Origin of the sequence: Stenotrophomonas sp. Br8, assembly GCF_014763005.1 — a bacterium.
Taxonomy (GTDB): Bacteria; Pseudomonadota; Gammaproteobacteria; order Xanthomonadales; family Xanthomonadaceae; genus Stenotrophomonas; species Stenotrophomonas lactitubi.
In genome coordinates this window covers 22,712-38,017 of sequence record NZ_JACGTN010000016.1, presented here as the reverse complement: position 1 = coordinate 38,017, position 15,306 = coordinate 22,712, and the positions used below count along the sequence as shown (strand labels likewise).

Here is a 15,306-nt window from a genome sequence, read left to right as displayed (position 1 = left end):
GGTCCAAACCTGTGCCGGGATCCAGGCATCGGTCTGGCAAGCCGGATTTCTGCGATGCCGTCCGCGCAAGCTGAATCCAGTCAGCCATCTGAAACCGCCGCTGTCGTAGGATTGCCACCGTGATGGGGCCGATGGACGGCCCCTCCCGGCCGGCGACCGCTGGCGACACGCAAGGGAGATACAAGCAATGCAGGCAATGGATGCCCGTCGGGGCAATGAACAGATCGCCTCCGGCCGTCGGTACTGGAAGGTGCTGGCCCTGTGCCTGGCGCTCACCGCGTGCCAGGCACCTTCTTCCCCTGCGTCGGCCGAAGCGGCGCCCACCCCGGCACCGCTCGCCGCGGCATCGCCGGCAGCGACCCCCAACCCAGCGTCTGGTGATTCCTCCGGGTACCCCGATGCGTCCTACACGGACGGTCGTCTGCGCCCGGCTTATGGCTGGTGCGTGGATGGCGTGGAGGATGCGGGCAAGCTGCAGGCCTGCGGCAAGGATGAACTGGCCTATCAGGAAGGGCGCCTGCAGGAGGGTGCCAGCAAAGCCGTGACCGGGCTCGATGCTGCTGCGAAGAATGCGTTCCTGGCCACCCAGGCGACCTGGCGCAGCGATACCGACCGTCATTGCGCCGCTCCGGCCAATGCCGGGGTGGATGACCTGCAGAAGGCACAGGAGTGCCGCCTGTTCCGCGTGGCCAACCGCGCTGACGCATTGCTGGCGCAGAGTGCGCCGCCGGATACCTCCTATACCCAGGCAACGTTGCGGCCCGAATACACCCGTTGCGTGCAGGATGCCCGGGGCATGGACGACCAGCTGGAAGTCTGCGACACGACCGAGCTCGCCCACCACAAAGCGCTGCTGGAAGCACAGGTTGCGCGGCTGATGGACAGCCCTGACGGCCCGGCCAAGGACCGCTGGATGGACGAGCAGGCCAACTGGGCCGAGGACACCGACAAGCGCTGCAGTGCGGCCACGGAGAGCGTGGGTCAGGCGCTGGACGCGCAGTCGTGCCGCATCAACCGCTACGCCAACCGCGCAGTGGAACTGCAGAAGCGCATGCTGGCCCCCTGACGGGGCCTCCGGCGTGTGCAGCGCATCGAAGCATTGACCGGTAGGAAGCAGACCATGGCGAGCAGGACCTTGGGCATTGTGGTGGCGGCGATGGTGGTGCTGTGCACCGGCCAGGTGCATGCCGCGTCCGCGCTGAGCGCGGCCTACCAGGCGTGCTCAGGCCGCGCGCAGGGCACCATCGAAGAAGCCGCCTGCCTGTCCAGCGAATCGGACCGGCAGGACCGCCGGTTGAACCAGGCGTACCAGCAGTTGCAGGGACGCCTCGACGCCACGGCCAAGACCCACCTGCTGGCCGCGCAACGGGCGTGGCTGCAGTCGCGCCAACGCGATGGCGAACTGGAAACCGTGCTGTACGACGATTCGCAGCCGGGCAACCTGCAACAGAAATTGAATGACACCGAGCGCCTGCGCGCGCGCGCCGATCAGCTGGAAACCTACCTGCGCCTGATCGGTCCGTAATCCGCAACACGGTCATCCCTCCACGGATCAGGAAGTGAGCCATGCCAAACAACATCGATACCCGTAACCTGGACGCAACCGCCGGCGCGGTGTTTTTCGCCGTCGGACGCGGCACCGAAGGTGGCGGATCGTCGTACCACCTCAGCATCGCCGGCATCACCAAGGGACTGGATGAGCCGAAGTGGGGCACGGTCAGCGCGGTGGCCGCCAACAGTGGCTATTCGCTGGGGACCATCCAGGTCGACTTCGGCCAGCGTGGCAAATGGCCGCTGGGCGCCACCGAAGAGCGTGCGCTGAAGCCCGGCGAGACGACCTACGTGGACGCGGTCATCCAGCAGGCCAGCAGCTACGCCAAGGCGCACCATCTGCCCTTCACCAGCGACCGCGCCGACCTGCGTGCGGACCTGCTCAGCCACGGCGACGGCGAGGGCAAGCGCTCCTCGATCCGCTTCATCGATGTCCCGACCCGCGACAGCATCAACGCTTGGGCCGGGTCGCCCGAAGGCAAGCAGTGGATCCACACCCACGTGGACTACCCGCAGGTGCGCAACGCCACCCGCATCGCCATGACCATGCTGGACAAGCACGGTAGTGGCATTGCAGAAGACAAGCGTTTCGAAGCGATCGCGCTGATCGCCAAGTCCGCCAACCAGTTGCCGGGGACACTGCCGCAGCTGGAAGCGGTACTGAAGCGGGGCGGCGACTACCAGGACCTGCGCGACAAGGCGGCCGAGATCCGCCAGGACAAGAAATACTATGCCGGCCTGGCGGCCGCTGACGTCGCCGCTGGCTATGAAGAGGCCTATCCCCGCCACTCGGCGGAGATGGATCGCGCGCATCTGAAAGTGGGTCGCCGCGACTTCGCGCCGGCCAACGAAGGCAACGATCCCGATATCCGCGTAGCGCTGGAACAGGCGCGCTCGCACAAGCACGGTGGCGCTGGCCCGCAGGTGCTGAAAGAGGGTTCTACCGGCCGCGCGGTGGAGAAGCTGGAGCACAACCTGCATGCCTTGGGTTACGGCGGTGCAGGCGCCCAGGCGATCCACCCTGATCGCCAGTTCGATGCCAGCACCCGGCAGGCCGTCGAAGCCTTCCAGCGCGACCACCGTCTGAATCCGGTCGATGGCAAGGTGGGGCCTGCGACGCTGGGTGCGATCGACCGCGAGGCGCGCGCGCTGCAACGTGACATGGCCGCGCTGGGCCTGACCGATGCGCATGGCAAAGCGATCACCGCCGATGGCTACCTGGGGGCTGGCAGCCAGCACGCCATCAATGTGTTCCAGCAGCAGCACCATCTGCCGGCCACCGGCATGGCCGACGCACAGACGCGCCGCGCCATCGATGCCGAGGCCGCACAGCATCGCCCTGCTGCGCCTTCGCCTGCCGCCCCGGCAGCCCCGACTGCGCCGGCAGCACCGACGAGGGCTGCGCCACCCGCAGCGCAGCAGCACACCGGTCCTGCCGGCGCCGCAGCGCCCGGTGGCGGGCGCATTTCCGTGGTGGAACCCTTCGGCAACGGCAGCAGCAACCGCGTCCTTCGCCATGGCATCAGCGGCGAGGACGCGTTCCGCGAGCTGAAGATCCACCATCCCAAAACCAATGCCGCCGCCGTGCGCGCCGGCGATGCCAGCAAGGTTGACCGCACCGCGGACATGGTTGACGGCGAACTGGAGGCCGTGCGCAAGCGCGAGGACATCAACGGCATTCCGCTGGTGCAGAAGGACCTGATCCTGACTGACCGTGCCGGCGGGCGCAGCCTGATGATTCCCAGTCCGGTGGCTGGCTACGTCAAGCTCAACAACGACGGCACCAATTCCATCAGCATCTACAGCCATCCGGTCGGCGATGCCCGCCGTGAGCTGGTGGGCCAGGTGTTGCACGGCGCTGTCGGCTCCATCCCGTACAAGACCGGCGATTTCGTCGAGTACGGTGCGCCGCTGGTGCGCCAGTCCGATGTGGGATCGCCCGGCGCGGTGCACGCGCATATCGAAGTGGAGCCGGCGCAGTTCCGGCGCTACCTCGGCGACATGCTCAACGACCGCATCACCCTCGGTGGCAAGGTGCAAGCGCAGGGGCCCGAAGCCGCGCAGGCCGCACGCACCACGCAGCAGGCGCCGATGGCCGATGGCATGCTGGTGAAGGGCGAACGCGGTGACGAGGTCAAGGCGCTGCAGGGCAAGCTGGCAGCACTGGGCCACGTGGGCGCCGACGGCAAGCCGCTGGCGACCGATGGCATCTACGGCAAGGACACCTTTGCGGCGGTCAAGCAGTTCCAGGCCAACAACGGCCTCGAGCAGGATGGCAAGGCCGGCCGCCAGACCCTGGGCCGATTGGATGACCCGGCCGCAGTGAAGGCCGCAGGTCAGCCTGCTGCGCCGGCAAAGGCGGAGCCGACCGCACCGGCAGCTCCCAGCATGCGTGACCCTTCGCATGCCGAGAATCCGCGCTTCAACCAGGCGCTGGAGAAACTGCAGGTGCTGCAACAGCAGCGCGTGCAGGCCGGGCTCTGCCCGCTGTTCGCCAACGCGCAGGAAACCGAACGTGCTGCGGGCCAGCTGGCCTACGAGAGCAAGGTCGCCGGCATGCGCCAGATCGACCACGTGGTCGCGCGCCCGGATGGCAGCGGTCTGTTCGCCGTGCAGGGCAACGTCGGCGACCCGGCCGCGCAGCGCACCTTCGTCGACAGCCGACAGGCCGTGTCGCAGTCGGTCGAGGCCAGCACCCGCCAGACCGAGGAACTGGATATCCAGTTCAACCAGCGCGTGCAGGAACAGCAGCAGGAGCAGGTGAAGGGGCGCGCGCAGTAAGGTCGCCGCGGTGGGTTCCCGGGGCCGGTCTTACGCCGGCTCCGGGCAGAACTCCGGGCCCGCCGTCGCCGTTCAGCCCGGCGGTGTAAACTATTGATCTCACTGGCAATGCCAGTCTCCACGATCAACCGCCCGATGACGTCCGCCACCGCCCGTTACGCTGATTCCCTGCGCCTGTCCGTCGCCCCGATGATGGACTGGACCGACCGCCATTGCCGGGTGTTCCACCGCCTGCTGGCGCCGGGTGCGCGGCTGTACACCGAAATGGTGCACGCCAACGCGGTGATCCACGGTGATCGCCAGCGCCTGCTTGGTTTCGACGCCAGCGAACAACCGCTGGCGCTGCAGCTCGGTGGCAGCGATCCGGCCCTGTTGGCACAGGCCGCGCGCATCGCCGCCGAGTGGGGCTATGACGAGGTCAATCTCAACTGCGGCTGCCCGTCCGACCGCGTGCAGGCCGGCCGTTTCGGTGCCTGCCTGATGCGCGAGCCGGTGCTGGTGGCCGAGTGCGTATCGGCCATGGTCGAGGCGGTGGACATCCCGGTGACGGTGAAGTGCCGCCTGGGCGTGGACGAGGACGACAACTACGACGTATTCGCCAGCTTCGTCGACCGCCAGGTCGATGCCGGTGCCGCGATGGTGGTGGTGCACGCCCGCAATGCCTGGTTGAAGGGCCTGTCGCCGAAGGAGAACCGCGAGGTTCCTCCGCTGAAGTACGACTGGGCCTATCGGCTGAAGCAGGAGCGCCCGGCGCTGCCGGTGGTGCTCAATGGCGGCCTGGCCAGCATCGAGGCGGTGCAGGCGCAGGCCGCGCACGTCGATGGCGTGATGCTCGGCCGCGCGGCCTACCACGACCCCTATCTGCTGCATCAGCTGGAGGCCCTGCACACCGGCGCGCCGCTGCGACCGCGCGGCGAACTGCTGCGCGCCCTGCGTCCTTACATCGAAGCCCGCCTGGGCGAGGGCCTGGCCCTGAAGCACATCACCCGCCACATCCTTGGCCTGTTCCACGGCCAACCCGGTGGCCGCGCATTCCGCCAGGTACTGAGCGAGGGCGCACACCGCCCGGGCGCCGGCTGGGCCCTGATCGAGCAGGCGCTGGAAGTGACCGATCGTGGCGCTGATCGCGCTGCAGCGTGATCGTCGTCACATTCCTGACTTGACAAGCGGAGCGGATTCGTTCCGAATGTTCACTTAGCTGAACGACACGACGGAGCATCCCGAAAAGTTCAGACCGGATTCACCGCCCGAAACCAAGAATTTGCAAAAGATTTGTAAAACGCCGGGTTCCATTCCGGTGCCCGGATTTACGACTTTTGAACGAATCGCCGTGCTCGGCTAGGATCGCATCGATGTCTTCCGCTCCCTTCCACCGCTGTTTTGCCCTGGCCACCTGTGTGGTCCTGGCGGCTGCCCCGCTGTCTTCGGCGCTGGCGCAGGACCCGCAGCGGGAGCAGGGGCGCGCTGAAATGATGGAGCGCGGTGGCCGTGCGGCCAACAACGAGCGCTCGCTGTCCGATGCCGTGCGCCGCGTGCAGCGCACCACCGGCGGCCACATCCTGGGCGCCGAGCGGGTGCCGTTCGATGGTCGTGACATCAACCGGGTCAAATACATGGACGACCGCGGTCGGGTCCGCTACATGGACGACCCCGCCCCGGCACGTTCACAACCGCGCACGCCGCGGTCGGATATGTCATCACTACGCGGCGATAACCCCTGAACAGGGATAGTTGTCGCTATCAACCCGTACCCACAGGCCTCCGGGCCGCACCCAGCACACTAGGGAGAGTTCATGCGTATCCTTCTGGTCGAAGACGAAGCCCCGCTGCGTGAGACCCTGGCAGCCCGGCTCAAGCGCGAAGGTTTTGCCGTCGATGCAGCGCAGGACGGCGAAGAAGGCCTGTACATGGGCCGCGAAGTACCGTTCGACGTCGGCATCATCGACCTTGGCCTGCCCAAGATGTCGGGCATGGAGCTGATCAAGGCCCTGCGCGACGAAGGCAAGAAGTTCCCGGTGCTGATCCTGACCGCGCGTTCAAGCTGGCAGGACAAGGTCGAGGGCCTGAAGCAGGGCGCCGACGATTACCTGGTCAAGCCGTTCCATGTGGAAGAGCTGCTGGCCCGCGTCAACGCGCTGCTGCGCCGCGCTGCAGGCTGGAGCAAGCCGACGCTGGAATGCGGCCCGGTCGCCCTGGACCTGGCAGCGCAGACCGTCAGCGTGGCCGGCAGCAATGTCGACCTCACCAGCTACGAGTACAAGGTGCTGGAGTACCTGATGATGCATGCCGGTGAACTGGTCTCCAAGGCCGACCTCACCGAGCACATCTACCAGCAGGACTTCGATCGTGACTCGAACGTGCTGGAAGTGTTCATCGGCCGCCTGCGCAAGAAGCTGGACCCGGATGGCGAACTGAAGCCGATCGAGACCGTGCGCGGTCGTGGTTACCGTTTCGCGATTCCACGCAACGAGGGCTGAGGCCTTCAGCAGGCGATAAACGATGTCCGGCCGTCTGTGGTTCTTCCGACGCTGGCGGCCGCGCTCTCTGCAGGCGCGCCAGATGTTCGCCGCGTCCGTGGGTCTGGTCGCGTTCCTGGCGCTGGCCGGTTACGCGCTCGATGCCGCCTTCGCCGACACGGCGAAGGCGAACCTGCGTGAGCGCCTGAAGAACTACGCCACCTCCTACGCGGCCGGCATCGACTTCACCCGCGATCGCTCGCTGTACATCCGTGAGCAGCCGCCGGATCCGCGTTTCGACGTGCCCGGCAGCGGCCTGTACCTGCAGGTGGTGATGCCCGACGGCAAGGGCAATTCAATGTCCGCCGAAGGCCCGATGCTGCCCACCGTCGGTGGCGGCCTGCTGGCCCCGCGCCAGGAAGTGTTCGAAGGCCCGCTGCCGATGATCCAGATCGACGGCAGCCAGGGCTCGGTGTACCGCTATGGCCTGGGCCTGGTGTGGGATGCCGACGCCGACCCCGCCACCGAATTCCCGTACACCATCTACGTGATGGAAGACTCGCGCGCGCTGGGTGCACAGCTGCGCGTGTTCCGCAGCCGGGTCTGGTTCTACCTGGGCGGCATCGGCCTGATCCTGCTGCTGCTGCAGACGGTCATCCTGCAGTGGAGCCTGCGTCCGTTGCGGCGGGTGATCACCGAGCTGACCAAGGTCCAGCGCGGCGAGACCGAGCGCATGAGCGAGCGCCACCCGCGCGAGCTGGAGCCGTTGACCGACAGCATCAATGCCTTCATCGAGGGCGAGCGTGAGAACCTCGAGCGGCAGCGCAATACCCTGGCCGACCTGGCGCACAGCCTGAAGACGCCGATCGCGGTGCTGCGCACGCAGATGGACAGCGGTGCCGGTGATGGCGCGCTGCGCGAAGAGCTGGACGTGCAGCTGCAGCGCATGAACAACCTGGTGTCCTACCAGCTGGCACGTGCGGCCTCGTCGGGCCACAAGCTGTTCTCGGCACCGTTGCCGATCGAATCCAACGCCGAGGAAATCGTTCGCGGCCTGGAGAAGGTCTATGCGTCGAAGGGCGTGCTGTGCGAATTCGACATCGACCCGGCCGCACGCTTCCACGGCGAACCGGGTGACCTGCAGGAACTGCTGGGCAACCTGCTGGAGAACGCGTTCAAGTGGGCCAAGCGCCGCGTGCTGCTGACCGCGCAGCCGCTGCCGGCGCCGAACGCGCGTCGCGCCGGTCTGCTGCTGGCGGTGGATGACGATGGCCCGGGCATCGCCCCGGAAGACATCGGCAAGGTGCTGCAGCGTGGCGTGCGCGGCGACGAGCGCGTGCAGGGCCACGGCATCGGTCTGTCGATCGTGCAGGACCTGATCAAGGATTACCGCGGCGAGCTGCAGGTGTCCCGTTCCAGTGAACTGGGTGGCGCCCGTTTCGAAGTGCAGCTGCCGCCGGGGCCGTAAGCCCACGCAACCCGGTAGTGCCGGCCGCTGGCCGGCAACCTCATGATCTTCGGTGGCATCGCCAGGTTGCCGGCCAGCGGCCGGCACTACCGTATTTCGATCACCGGCGGCTCGCCGTAAAACCGCTTGAGATGCGCAGCCACCTCCGGCAACGCTTCGGCCAGCAGATCCGGCGCAGAGAAGTGGTACTCGCTGGCCACCGCAAAAAACTCTTCCGGTGCTTCCGCCGCGTACGGATCGATCAGCGTTTCCACGCCTGCATCCACCTGCGCACAGAACGCGTCGTAGGACTTCTGGAAAGCCGCAGCCCACTCGCGTTGCCACGCACGCGGCAACGGCGGCGTGCCGTCCATCGCACCGTCCAGCCCATCCAGCTTGTGCACCATCTCATGCACGGCCACGCAGTAACCCTCATGCGGTGAAGCCAGGTCGGCCTGCACATCGGCCCACGACAGAATCAACGGGCCGCTGTCCCACGACTCGCCGATCAACTCGTCATCCCACTCATGCAGTACGCCGGCGGCATCCATGTGGCTGCGATGCACGCGGAACGCATCGGGGTAGACGATCAGCTGCGACCAGCCTTCCAGTCCGACTTCGCCGAACTCCAGCAGCGGCAGGCAGCACAGTGCGGCCAGCAACACGCCATCGGCCGGCTGCAGTTGCAGGTCGCCGATCGGGGAGATGGTCTTCTCATGCAGGAAGCGCGTGGTCAACGCGCGCAGGCGTGTACGCCGTTCGTCGTCCAGGCCGCGTAACCATGCTGCGCGGTGGCAGGCATCGTTCCAGTGTGCGTCTTCAATCGGCCGCGGCGCGGGCCGCAGCCACTGCAGCAACGACTTGATCAGCGGAACATACCCGGCAGGTAGCTGTGCCACTTCGGCGCGCGGATGCGCTGCAGTACATCGTCGTCACCACCACCGCCGCTGCTGCTGGTGGTTGCTGCAGGGCGTACCGGTGCCGGCTTGGCGGCGGCTGCGGCCGGCGCGCTGGTCGGTGTGCGCTGCGAGGCCGCATCGCTTGCCGAATAGACGCAGGCGCCACGGCTGTCATCAAGCGCTGCTGTGGCAGACGCCGCGAAGGGCATCGTCAGCAGGATCAGGCAATGGGCATAACGGCGCATTGACGACATCCACGTTAAGGGAGGGTGAGCTCTCGATTCTAGCCCGAACCCGGCGCCAGATTGGAAGCCCGCCGGAACCGGGCCTGGCGGGCGTCGCTGGCGGCTTTCCCGCATAATTCCGTTCTGACCTTGTGGAAGCTGCCGTGGACGATCGCCAACTGCTGGCCAAACTCGCTGCCGGTCGCCTGTCCGGCGACGCCCTGGCCCGTGAGCTGGGCCAGACCCGGGCCGCCATTTGGAAGCGTATTCAAGGGCTTAGGGCCGCCGGTGTCGAGGTGGAAGGGCGTGCGGGCGAGGGCTACGGGCTGACCCGGCCGGTCGACCTGCTGGAGGCCAAGACCATCCGCGCCGGCCTGCCCAAGGACGCCGCCGCGCTGCTGCACGACCTGCAGGTGGCCTGGACGGTGGACTCCACCAACGCCGAATTGCTGCGGTGCAGCGCGCCCCAGCGCGGTGTCAGCGTCCTGCTGGCCGAGCGCCAGACCGGTGGCCGTGGCCGTCGTGGCCGCACCTGGGCCTCGCCGTTGGCCGCGCATGTGTATCTGTCGGTGCTGCGTCTGTTCGAGGGTGGCTTGGGCCGCTTGGCCGGCTTGAGCCTGGTCGCTGGCGTCGCCGTGGCCGAAGCGCTGCACGACCTGGGCTATGCGCAGGCACAGCTGAAATGGCCGAACGATGTGCTGGTGGATGGCCGCAAGCTGGTCGGCCTGCTGGCCGAGGGCGGTGGCGAGTACGCCGGCCCGGCGCGCGCCGTGATCGGTATCGGCATCAACGTACACATGCCGCCGGCCTTCGCCGAACAGATCACCCAGCCTTGGGTGGACCTGGACACGCTGGCCGGCGCATCGGTGGATCGCAACACGGTGGTGGCCGCGGTGCTGGCACGCCTGCTGCCGGCGCTGGAAGAATTCGATCGCGAAGGGCTGGCGCCGTTCCTGCCGCGCTATGCAGCGTTCGACATGCTGGCCGGTCGCGAAGTGCGCGTGCAGCTGGATGGACAGTGGCAGCACGGTACCGCGCTCGGCCTGGCCGACGATGGCGCGCTGCGCGTTGACATCGATGGCCGCGAGCGCCTGCTGCATGCCGGCGAAGTCAGTGTGAGAAAAGCATGAGCGACTGGTTGTTCGACCTGGGCAATTCGCGTTTCAAGTTTGCCCCCTTGCACGGCGACCGCGCCGGCGACGTCCAAGCCTGGGCGCACGGCGCCGAAGGCATGGCCGGGCAACCGCCGCACAGCCTGCCCAGTGGTGAAACCGCGTTTGTCGCCAGCGTCGCTGCGCCGTCGCTGACCAGCGCCATGCTGGATCAGTTGCAGCGCCGCTTCGAGCACGTGCATGTGGTGCGCACCAGCGCCCAGTGTGCAGGCGTACGCATTGCCTACGCCAAGCCGGAAAAATTCGGTGTCGACCGTTTCCTGGCCCTGCTGGCCGCCGCCAAGGCGCAACGGCCGGTGCTGGTGGTCGGTGTCGGCACCGCCCTGACCATCGACCTGCTTGATGCCGATGGTCAGCATCACGGTGGACGTATTTCCGCCTCGCCGACCACCATGCGCGAAGCGTTGCACGCGCGCGCGGTGCAACTGCCGGCCAGCGGTGGTGACTACAGCGAATTCGCCAACGACACTGCCGATGCGTTGGCGTCGGGCTGCGATGGTGCTGCCGTTGCATTGGTCGAACGCAGTGCCCGCCAGGCGCAGGCGCTGCTGGGCGTGATGCCGTCGCTGCTGGTGCATGGCGGTGGCGCGCCCGCGCTGATGCCGCTGCTGGACGGCGCCGACTACCACCCGTCGCTGGTGCTGGATGGCCTCGCCCGCTGGGCGGTGCACCAGCCCGCAGGCTAGTATCGGCGCATGCTGACCCGTGCCCTGATCGTCGTGCTGGCGATCCTCAATCTTGGTGTCGCCACCTGGTGGCTGCTGCGCGATGAGCCCGCGCGCGCGCCGTTGCCGCCGCACCCGACCGGCGTGGCCGAACTGCGTTGGCTGCCCGGCGGGACCGATGCGGCCGTGGCCGCACAGGCCTCGGCAGCGGCACCCACAGAAGCATTGGTGGAGCGTGAGGCCGCGCCGGCTACCGCAGTGGCCGCTGCGCCTGCGCCGGCACCGGCGATACCCCCAGCATCCAGCAAGCCGGCCGAACCGGTGAAGGCGCCCGAACCGGTCGCCGCCATCGCCAAGCCAGCGCTGGAACCGGTGGCCGAGAAGCCCGCAGCCCCGGCCGCAACGCCGCGCTGCCTGGCACTGGGCCCGTTCGCCGACCGTGCCGCCGCCACCGCCGCACAAGGCCGTGCCGGCACCCTGCTGAGCCAGGTGCGCCTGCGCGAGCAGCCCGCCGCCAGTGGCAGCGCCCGTTACCGCGTGCTGCTGCCCGCCGCCGCCAACCGTGATGACGCGCAGGCCACGGTCAAGCGCATCGTCGCCGCCGGGCTGAGCGACTACTACATCATCAGCCAGGGCGAAGAGACCAACGCCATTGCACTGGGCCAGTACCGCAACCGCGAGGGCGCCGAACGGCGCATGGCCGCGGTACAGGCCGCTGGCTTCCAGCCGCGGCTGGTCGCCAGTGGTGATGCCGGCCAATGGTGGCTGGAAGGGCAGCTGGCGGCTGCCGCCGAACCGGCCCAGGCGCAGCAGCGCAGCGGCGCCGCGCAGCAACGGTCGCTGGAATGCACGCGACTGCGCTAGAATTCCCAAACCACGGCACTGCCGTCGGCGTTTCACCCCGTGCCGCTTTAGCTCAGTTGGTAGAGCAACTGTCTTGTAAACAGTAGGTCATCCGTTCGATTCGGATAAGCGGCACCACATGGGAAACGCCGAAACGCCTTGAAAATAGGGGTTTCAACGAAAAAGGCCAGCGCGGTGCGCTGGCCTTTTGGCATCCACCGGTAAAATTGCCGGTAAAATTAGCCCTTCTTTTTTGGTTTCACGGCCGCTTTCACCACCGGTACGGAATGGTCGTACAGCTGACGCATGGCCTCGGTCACGTGGCCGCCAGCGCTCTTATCCTCGCTGTCGGTAATTCCCCGATGTTTCAAGCCATGGAGCGCGAACCGCTGGTCCTTCTCGATCACGTCTTCCGCAACCGCGCGGCGGACGAGGCGTTGCCAGGCGCTGTCGAGGGCTGATTTCGTGAGCGGGGTGCCGGACTCCGAAACCAGAAGGCATCGTTGCTCAGGCTTGATCGGTACCGGCCGCCCATGGGCCCGCATCCGTTCGTCCCGGTAGGCCTGTAGCCATTTCACGGCCGCGCGCAGATCCTTGGTCCACAGCGTCACGTTGTCGCGCGAACCCTTTCGGCGATTGCTGCGAATGCCCTCAGTCTGCAGGTGGGCGTCGGTGAGAGTGTTCACCTCAATGCCGCGTAGGCGGACCGCATAGGCCAGCACCATGACTGCAGGGAGATAGGGCGGGCAGCTGCCAGCGGTATGCGCCTGCCGGCTGGCGCACGCGCGTGCGAATCGCAGCACCGCGTCGAACGCGTCGTGGTCAGGCATGCGCGCGTCGCGCTTCTCACGCACCTTGCGTATGCCGTCGGCAGGGTTCGACGTGCAGTGGCCATGCCGGATTCCCCAAGCGAACAGACGCCGCAGATAGCTGGCCACGCGGTTGGCCGCCGCCGGTGTTGCCGCGATCAGGGGCAGCTTACCTATGGCAGGCCGGCCGGTGGCCATGGTTTCCACCACTCGCTGCAGGACCGGCACCGAAAGATGCTCGATGCGCTGTTGGCCCAGCGGGCGACCATCGCGCAGGAGGTAGCCGCACGCCTTTGCTGCGCAGTAGTCGTAGCCCTCCTTCGACTTCTTCGCCAGGTCGATGTACTCGCTGGACCGCTTGAACACCTCGACCAGGTAGCCGAGGGTTCCACGAACGTTGCCGCCGGCTCGCGCCTCCATGATCGCGTGCAGATCCGAAAGGCGGGCGCGCCGCGAGGCCACCGTTTCCTTCTTCTGCCCGATACCTTCGGGGTGTGGATCGAGCACGTACCAACGGCCTTCGCCCCAATACACCCCGCGTGGCAGCGATCCCTGGTCAATATGACCAGGGATCTCCGGGTTGAACTTCCTTTTCCGACCGCGTGTCATCAGACCAATTCCAGCAGTGTTGTTGCCTGTGGCAGCGCCGATACGCCCGGCAGACCCAAGGCCGCGTTGATGGCCTCGACGGTGGTCCAGATGCGCCCGCGCCGGTCGTACTTATACAAAATCCCTTGACTGTCCGCCCACCGCTCCACCGTTGTGGGTGTGGGGGGCGGACCATCAGGGGCGCAGATCCGTTGTAGATCGGTGAAGTTCAGTATCTGCGCCATGCTCAAGCCCTCCCTGCGGTGAACAATTTCATCTGCAACACGTTGCTCTGCAAGGGTTCCTCCAGCGCCGCGGCGGTCGGCTGCAGGCCGTGTTGCTTGTGCCAGTGCGCCCACGCCAGATCGAACGACGGGTGCTTCGCCGTGGTGCTGCAACGGCATTCGATGAGGTGGCCACCGCCCGCGCCCTCGCGGCGTAGATCGTGGATGTACCGCGCCGGGTGGCTATCCGGGCAGGCAGGGAGGGTGCGCGGTGGTGTCTTCTGCTGCTGTGTCACTGGCTCACCTCCAGCTTGTGAAGGTCAATGATCTGGTCGACTAACAGCTGCATGCGAGTTCGACACTCGTTGAATCCGTTCCGCCATGCCTGGCCAGGTGTTAGATCATCAAGTGGTCCACCAATCTGTTCACTGAGCCACAGGGGCGGAATCAATCGATGCAGGTCCAGGGCTGGCCTGCCGGCCGCGTTGGCCTTGCGCACCATCTGCTGGGCGTGATGAAGGCCAACCACGGGCAGGTCACTGTTACCACCCTCGGCCATGCGCTGCGCGGTAGCGCTAAGCGTCTCCAGCCGGTTACACAGGCCGGAAACGAAGCGTTCGTCGCGCCGAGGGCCGATGGCAAGAGCCGCTTGCCAACAGCACCACGCCAGCTGAGCAAGGGGGCAGGCGTAGACCTCCGGATAATCCGGGTGCGGGTCCGAAATTATGTTTCCGCCCCCGTAGCTCTGTGCATGGGCCCACGCCTCGAACCGCGCTCGTTCACCCGGAGCGAGCGGGGGCGTCGATGCTTTGAGGGCAGCAGCCACGGCAGCAATGTATGCGCCCTTGCCAAAGGGGCTGATGCCGGCAAGGATGCTGCCTGCGGTATGAGGCAGGCCGGCGCTCTCGAACTCAGCGGCGAGGAATCGGCGGGCGGCTTCGATATCAGCCATGGACCACGCCCCGACGTACTGCCATGGGTGCACGACGGCGCAGCGGCTGCGGGACCTGGCCGACGGCCAAGCCGCTGTTGCGCCGACGCGGTGGGCGCGTTTGCCACATCTTGAGCATGGTGGCGCCTGCCACCGGCAGTAGGATGCACATGGCCAGCAGCGCGAGCAAATCAGCCATTGGCCACCTCCTGCGCGGCCTGCGCCACGGCAGCGGCCGTAGCCTGCTTGCCGGGAAGCATGTTGGCTACCTCGTAGGGGAACGGCACGCGGCTGGCCAGGTCGGCAAGCTCAGGCGAAATCCAGCTGGTTTCGTCGTTGAAATCCGTTCCCTTGACCATCTCCCAGCCTTTCCTACTTCCCTTCCGACGCTCGAATACGCACTGCGCGACCTTCGCCGGCCCCATGTTCAGCAACGCCGTGGCGATCACGCGGTTGTGGGTGATGTGTAGCGTGATAGTGGCGCTGGCGTCGGAATCCCCGTCGCCACCAGCATTCACGCAGTTCTGCACACCCGTGATAGCCTCCGCTCCGGGTTCGGTGCTGGAATCCAGCGACTTTGCGAGGGTGGTCATGGCTTTGCCTGTCATCTGTTGCATGGTTCTCTCCTGAACTTCGTTGGTGGATGGCCTTGGGGTTGGAGGTGGTGCTCCTCCCGCCGGCCCGCTGTTGCACTTACTTCCTGAAAATCCAGCACG

18 protein-coding genes and 1 tRNA gene are annotated in these 15,306 nt (G+C 66.8%); 11 read left to right on the top strand and 8 right to left on the bottom strand.

Going from position 1 to position 15,306, the window contains the following annotated elements; all coding sequences use genetic code 11:
* The first annotated feature begins 196 nt into the window (after positions 1–196).
* The 7 genes from H3005_RS14240 (at position 197) to H3005_RS14210 (ending at position 8,256) form a co-directional block, all read left to right on the top strand.
* Positions 197–1,066 carry a hypothetical protein gene (locus tag H3005_RS14240; protein WP_191078454.1) on the top strand — a complete coding sequence of 290 codons (870 nt, stop codon included), beginning with the start codon at positions 197–199 and terminating at the stop codon, positions 1,064–1,066.
* 54 nt (positions 1,067–1,120) lie between these two features.
* Positions 1,121–1,525 carry a lysozyme inhibitor LprI family protein gene (locus H3005_RS14235; RefSeq protein WP_191078453.1) on the top strand — a complete coding sequence of 135 codons (405 nt, stop codon included), beginning with the start codon at positions 1,121–1,123 and terminating at the stop codon, positions 1,523–1,525.
* A gap of 41 nt (positions 1,526–1,566) precedes the next feature.
* Positions 1,567–4,332, top strand: a complete 2,766-nt coding sequence (locus H3005_RS14230; RefSeq protein WP_191078452.1) for a peptidoglycan-binding protein — start codon at positions 1,567–1,569, stop codon at positions 4,330–4,332.
* Between the two features lie 108 nt (positions 4,333–4,440).
* Positions 4,441–5,472, top strand: a complete 1,032-nt coding sequence (gene dusA / locus H3005_RS14225) for a tRNA dihydrouridine(20/20a) synthase DusA (protein ID WP_100554458.1) — start codon at positions 4,441–4,443, stop codon at positions 5,470–5,472.
* A gap of 212 nt (positions 5,473–5,684) precedes the next feature.
* Positions 5,685–6,053, top strand: a complete 369-nt coding sequence (locus H3005_RS14220) for a hypothetical protein (RefSeq protein ID WP_089241452.1) — start codon at positions 5,685–5,687, stop codon at positions 6,051–6,053.
* A 72-nt stretch (positions 6,054–6,125) separates the two neighbouring features.
* Entirely contained in the window at positions 6,126–6,809 is a 684-nt protein-coding gene (locus H3005_RS14215; protein ID WP_004136763.1) for a response regulator transcription factor, read from the top strand.
* Between the two features lie 22 nt (positions 6,810–6,831).
* Positions 6,832–8,256 (top strand): sensor histidine kinase, encoded by a 1,425-nt coding sequence (locus H3005_RS14210; RefSeq protein WP_089241450.1) that lies wholly within the window; start codon positions 6,832–6,834, stop codon positions 8,254–8,256.
* 86 nt (positions 8,257–8,342) lie between these two features.
* On the opposite strand, the gene H3005_RS14205 is transcribed toward H3005_RS14210, so the two are convergent.
* Together H3005_RS14205 and H3005_RS14200 are read right to left on the bottom strand one after the other, a co-directional pair.
* Positions 8,343–9,134: a M90 family metallopeptidase gene (locus tag H3005_RS14205; RefSeq protein WP_191078451.1), complete on the bottom strand. Its 792-nt coding sequence runs from the start codon at positions 9,132–9,134 to the stop codon at positions 8,343–8,345.
* Positions 9,101–9,379 carry a hypothetical protein gene (locus H3005_RS14200; protein ID WP_191078450.1) on the bottom strand — a complete coding sequence of 93 codons (279 nt, stop codon included), beginning with the start codon at positions 9,377–9,379 and terminating at the stop codon, positions 9,101–9,103. The genes H3005_RS14205 and H3005_RS14200 overlap by 34 nt, the downstream gene beginning before the upstream one ends.
* Before the next feature lie 143 nt (positions 9,380–9,522).
* Between H3005_RS14200 and birA the strand changes: the two genes are divergently transcribed.
* The 4 genes from birA (at position 9,523) to H3005_RS14180 (ending at position 12,176) form a co-directional block, all read left to right on the top strand.
* A complete protein-coding gene (birA, locus tag H3005_RS14195) occupies positions 9,523–10,488 on the top strand; it encodes a bifunctional biotin--[acetyl-CoA-carboxylase] ligase/biotin operon repressor BirA (protein ID WP_089242004.1) in 966 nt (321 codons plus the stop codon).
* Positions 10,485–11,216, top strand: coding sequence for a type III pantothenate kinase (locus tag H3005_RS14190; RefSeq protein WP_089241444.1), 732 nt, complete (start codon positions 10,485–10,487; stop codon positions 11,214–11,216). The genes birA and H3005_RS14190 overlap by 4 nt, the downstream gene beginning before the upstream one ends.
* 9 nt (positions 11,217–11,225) lie before the next feature.
* Positions 11,226–12,059 (top strand): SPOR domain-containing protein, encoded by an 834-nt coding sequence (locus H3005_RS14185; protein ID WP_191078449.1) that lies wholly within the window; start codon positions 11,226–11,228, stop codon positions 12,057–12,059.
* Between the two features lie 41 nt (positions 12,060–12,100).
* Positions 12,101–12,176 (top strand) — tRNA-Thr (locus tag H3005_RS14180).
* A 101-nt stretch (positions 12,177–12,277) separates the two neighbouring features.
* Here the strand turns inward: H3005_RS14180 and H3005_RS14175 are convergent.
* Genes H3005_RS14175 through H3005_RS14155 form a run of 6 tightly spaced genes read right to left on the bottom strand, consistent with a single transcriptional unit; the run spans position 12,278 to position 15,207 of the window.
* Positions 12,278–13,456, bottom strand: coding sequence for an integrase (locus tag H3005_RS14175; protein WP_191078448.1), 1,179 nt, complete (start codon positions 13,454–13,456; stop codon positions 12,278–12,280).
* Positions 13,456–13,680 carry a hypothetical protein gene (locus tag H3005_RS14170; RefSeq protein WP_191078447.1) on the bottom strand — a complete coding sequence of 75 codons (225 nt, stop codon included), beginning with the start codon at positions 13,678–13,680 and terminating at the stop codon, positions 13,456–13,458. Before H3005_RS14170 ends, H3005_RS14175 begins: the two co-directional genes overlap by 1 nt.
* A 2-nt stretch (positions 13,681–13,682) precedes the next feature.
* Positions 13,683–13,955 (bottom strand): hypothetical protein, encoded by a 273-nt coding sequence (locus tag H3005_RS14165; RefSeq protein ID WP_191078446.1) that lies wholly within the window; start codon positions 13,953–13,955, stop codon positions 13,683–13,685.
* Complete coding sequence (locus H3005_RS14160) at positions 13,952–14,611, bottom strand: hypothetical protein (RefSeq protein ID WP_191078445.1); 660 nt, start codon at positions 14,609–14,611, stop codon at positions 13,952–13,954. The genes H3005_RS14165 and H3005_RS14160 overlap by 4 nt, the downstream gene beginning before the upstream one ends.
* Positions 14,604–14,789 (bottom strand): hypothetical protein, encoded by a 186-nt coding sequence (locus H3005_RS20980; protein WP_223880258.1) that lies wholly within the window; start codon positions 14,787–14,789, stop codon positions 14,604–14,606. The genes H3005_RS14160 and H3005_RS20980 overlap by 8 nt, the downstream gene beginning before the upstream one ends.
* Complete coding sequence (locus tag H3005_RS14155) at positions 14,782–15,207, bottom strand: hypothetical protein (protein ID WP_191078444.1); 426 nt, start codon at positions 15,205–15,207, stop codon at positions 14,782–14,784. Before H3005_RS14155 ends, H3005_RS20980 begins: the two co-directional genes overlap by 8 nt.
* Positions 15,208–15,306 lie beyond the last annotated feature (99 nt).

What these genes read in the sequence shown, in the direction of transcription:
- H3005_RS14240 (WP_191078454.1), top strand. Translation starts at nt 197, where the DNA reads ATGGATGCCCGTCGGGGCAATGAACAGATCGCCTCCGGCCGTCGGTAC.
- H3005_RS14235 (WP_191078453.1), top strand. Translation starts at nt 1,121, where the DNA reads ATGGCGAGCAGGACCTTGGGCATTGTGGTGGCGGCGATGGTGGTGCTG.
- H3005_RS14230 (WP_191078452.1), top strand. Translation starts at nt 1,567, where the DNA reads ATGCCAAACAACATCGATACCCGTAACCTGGACGCAACCGCCGGCGCG.
- dusA (WP_100554458.1), top strand. Translation starts at nt 4,441, where the DNA reads ATGCCAGTCTCCACGATCAACCGCCCGATGACGTCCGCCACCGCCCGT.
- H3005_RS14220 (WP_089241452.1), top strand. Translation starts at nt 5,685, where the DNA reads ATGTCTTCCGCTCCCTTCCACCGCTGTTTTGCCCTGGCCACCTGTGTG.
- H3005_RS14215 (WP_004136763.1), top strand. Translation starts at nt 6,126, where the DNA reads ATGCGTATCCTTCTGGTCGAAGACGAAGCCCCGCTGCGTGAGACCCTG.
- H3005_RS14210 (WP_089241450.1), top strand. Translation starts at nt 6,832, where the DNA reads ATGTCCGGCCGTCTGTGGTTCTTCCGACGCTGGCGGCCGCGCTCTCTG.
- H3005_RS14200 (WP_191078450.1), bottom strand. Translation starts at nt 9,379, where the DNA reads ATGCGCCGTTATGCCCATTGCCTGATCCTGCTGACGATGCCCTTCGCG.
- H3005_RS14190 (WP_089241444.1), top strand. Translation starts at nt 10,485, where the DNA reads ATGAGCGACTGGTTGTTCGACCTGGGCAATTCGCGTTTCAAGTTTGCC.
- H3005_RS14185 (WP_191078449.1), top strand. Translation starts at nt 11,226, where the DNA reads ATGCTGACCCGTGCCCTGATCGTCGTGCTGGCGATCCTCAATCTTGGT.
- H3005_RS14175 (WP_191078448.1), bottom strand. Translation starts at nt 13,456, where the DNA reads ATGACACGCGGTCGGAAAAGGAAGTTCAACCCGGAGATCCCTGGTCAT.
- H3005_RS14170 (WP_191078447.1), bottom strand. Translation starts at nt 13,680, where the DNA reads ATGGCGCAGATACTGAACTTCACCGATCTACAACGGATCTGCGCCCCT.
- H3005_RS14160 (WP_191078445.1), bottom strand. Translation starts at nt 14,611, where the DNA reads ATGGCTGATATCGAAGCCGCCCGCCGATTCCTCGCCGCTGAGTTCGAG.
- H3005_RS20980 (WP_223880258.1), bottom strand. Translation starts at nt 14,789, where the DNA reads ATGGCTGATTTGCTCGCGCTGCTGGCCATGTGCATCCTACTGCCGGTG.
- H3005_RS14155 (WP_191078444.1), bottom strand. Translation starts at nt 15,207, where the DNA reads ATGCAACAGATGACAGGCAAAGCCATGACCACCCTCGCAAAGTCGCTG.